At 32.3% G+C, this 3,162-nt stretch carries 1 protein-coding gene; it reads right to left on the minus strand.

Going from position 1 to position 3,162, the window contains the following annotated elements; genetic code table 11:
• Positions 1-2,931 (minus strand): hypothetical protein (locus KDK19_RS09885; protein ID WP_257291844.1); only part of this gene is annotated, 2,931 nt, incomplete at its 3' end.
• Positions 2,932-3,162: the final 231 nt, after the last annotated feature.

The following is a 3,162-nucleotide window of genomic DNA, read 5'->3' on the forward strand; positions in this document are numbered from 1 at the left end:
ATAATTTTGTTCTGTGATTTTTAGAAAAGTGTGCAGTGAAGCTTTTACATCTTTATTTTTTGTTCGACTTTCATATTTTTTTAAAACATTTAACATAAACTTATTTGAAAATTCATTACTTCCGAAATCCAGATCGTCAGAGTATAGTCTGGCGACAGGAAATAAATGATTCAAAAACAGTGGAAATAGATTTTTCTTATTATCAACAATTTTACGCATACTATCGATATTAATCTGGAGGCTTTCTAATTCATGATCATAAACAGTAAGATCTAAATCCTTCGTATTAAGAATATTGAAAATAATTTTTGTAAAAAGGAAATCAGTAACTTGTAATAGATTAAAAGCTACAGAAATATCTTTTATGTTTGCAGCATAGATATCCTCAAGAGTAAATTGCCCCGGTTTATCTATAAGTTTTTCGACTATTCCAGTACTGGCATCAAATTCATTATCTAGAAGAGTCCTGACACATATTTCTATGAGATAATTTATAACAATACGATAAATAATTCCTGCCTTGTCCGGGGCGTTCATACTGGACACATATCTCAGACTTGGAGCCAAGTGTCCAATAAAAAATGTCAAATCCGTTATAATATTCTCGTCAATATTTCCATCAATGATATTTTCAAAAATAACATTATTTTCTTTGGCAATTGAATAATCTTCACGATTTATAAGGAGTGATATTTCAACTCTTTGTAGTAAAAAATCCAAATAATCCTGAGTTGGCAGCCATTTGTCGTACTGCCGCGTTAATAATGCTTTGGTAATAATGTTGTTGCCCAGGTTTGTGGCGGCGGCTTTTTTTAGATGGTAAGAAACTCTTAATTTACTTTTTGATAAGTCATACATTGACATCAAAGCGAATTTTTTTTCCACGTCTGACATGTTGTCTCTAACAGAGGGTATCCAGATATTGGCGTAACTACCATACTGAGCCCCCCCTCTATAGCGTTCTGTTGTTTTTTGTGTTTCAAACGGCAAAATAAGCTTGTATTGGTAAAGCATATTATTAGCTTTTGCTATTTTAATTTCTTCAACTAAATGTATTTCCCATTTTATTGGTTTGGCTACCTCGCTTTCGTTAACTGTTTCGTTATATAACATACGACGTGAATTATCTGGAACATAATAGGTAACTGAATTAGCTGCTGCATCTTTAAAAGCTCGCCTTTCATAACCAGGTACTTTAATAATCATCGTCAGAATGTTATGATTTTTATTCATTTTGTTCTTTTCTTTTCTCTTCTCTTTTATATTTTCTTTTCTTATGTCTTTCAAAGCCTGTTGAAAATTATGTTTATCTATCTTTTCATTGTTATAATAAACAACGGGTTCGATATTATTTGGTATTCTAAATCCTGACTTCCTCCTGGCCTCATATATTAAATCAGAAAAAGCTTTAATCGATGTAAGGTCAAATTTTACAATTTCAGTTTCGCGATACATTTCGACAGGAATAAAAATATCAGTACTTATTGATTTTGAATTTCCTGCATTCCCGAATTCTTCATAAAACTCATCATCAATTACCAAATAATCAAAATCTGGGTCTTCTCCATCTTTTATTCTTTTATGCACACTTTCTTTTATTTTGTCATGATCAGATTCTACATAAAGGGAGGTGTTAACTTTTTGTGCCTGAGTATTTACTCTGATTATTTCTTTTGTAATCACTTCCTGTGGGGTGGAGTCGAAGTTAAATAAAATAATGCCTCTTGATCTTATATCAAAGTCAGCGGCCATATAATTGATAATATTCAAAATCTGCTCTTCTACAGAAAAATTTTGAGATCCGTAGTGCATGGAACTTTGCTTATACGAAAATACTTTGTTAAATCTGTAAATGAATCTTTTAGAATGTTTATAACTCTGAATCAGGCAAAGCGCACCTGAATAACAAAGGTTGGCTACCTTTGGTGAATTTTTAATATCAATTTCAGGTCCTTCGTTGCCAATATTGTCAAAATTAAACTCTATTCTAAAAAATGCATCTTTCCACCAGCCGTAGGGTGCTACAAAATCGAGAGATACTAAAAACATATTATTGTCATTGATGGTCAATTTAAATTTATCTGGATATTTCTTATCAAGAAAAGCTTGAAGTTTCCCAACTGCCATATAAATCTCTCTGGCTTTAGATGCTGAGTTTCTCGTGGGTGATGCTGGAGCATATGTTAATTTATTGGGATAAATTATTTTATCACCATTATTTAAATTTTCTTTCCGAATTATATTTACATCGGTTAAAAAAACATTTCCATTGCGTATCAGGTGCACTTCCCGATGTGGAAAAAAAAGTCTGTTATATCTATTTCTTAATTCAAAATTAAAGTCTTCGTTTCTTGGTGCCTTAATAATACGTGTTCCTGTTTCTTGAGTATACCGATCTTCATAAAAAAGTTTCACATGATCTGTATCGTCAGTGGCTACCTGAACAGAATTTTCTAATAATAACCTATTTGCATAGTTCGTAACGACGGTGACTGCTCTATTGTTTTTAGAGAACATTTTATGAGCTGTATCCTCGAGATCGTTAGGTTCTAATTTACCATAATGAATCATTGCCTGAACAAGATTAAACGTTCTTGATACAGTGTAAGGTATAGCAGGCTCGGTAGTATTATCACTGGGCTTAGTAATGATTTTTTCAGCTATTTCCTTACTTTTGTTTTTGAAAAATTTGATTCTTTTTCTTCTATTAATGTTTATCATAACTGAATTAATGTAAGCTTTAGCTTTTCTGTATAAATCTTTTTCTTTAAGTTCTCGGTCAAGTTCTTCATACTCTTGAAGAGTGAGTTGTTTTAGTATGCTTTTTTGTCTTTCGTTCAGTGCAAAAGCACACCCTGACATCATTGTTAAGGATAAAATGATAAGATGAATGAAGCTTTTATTTGATTTAGATAACGCAGTCATAATCATAATTGACAACCCTTATGATATCTCAAAAGTGTCTGGATTGAATGCCGATGTCTGATTACCTTTACTCATCACTGTTGCTAGTCAATCATAGTCTGCTTTAAAAATATCTGCTTTCCAATGACTGGTACTGAAGTCTGAGTGAATAACCCCCCATAGGTTACACGACGATTAACAGTTGCTCTTAGGGTAGACATTAAGCTCAAAAAAGCTTCATTTCCAGCGGCAGAACTC

This window comes from Endozoicomonas sp. ONNA1, from assembly GCF_024606325.1.
In the GTDB taxonomy this organism is placed as follows: Bacteria; Pseudomonadota; Gammaproteobacteria; order Pseudomonadales; family Endozoicomonadaceae; genus Endozoicomonas_A.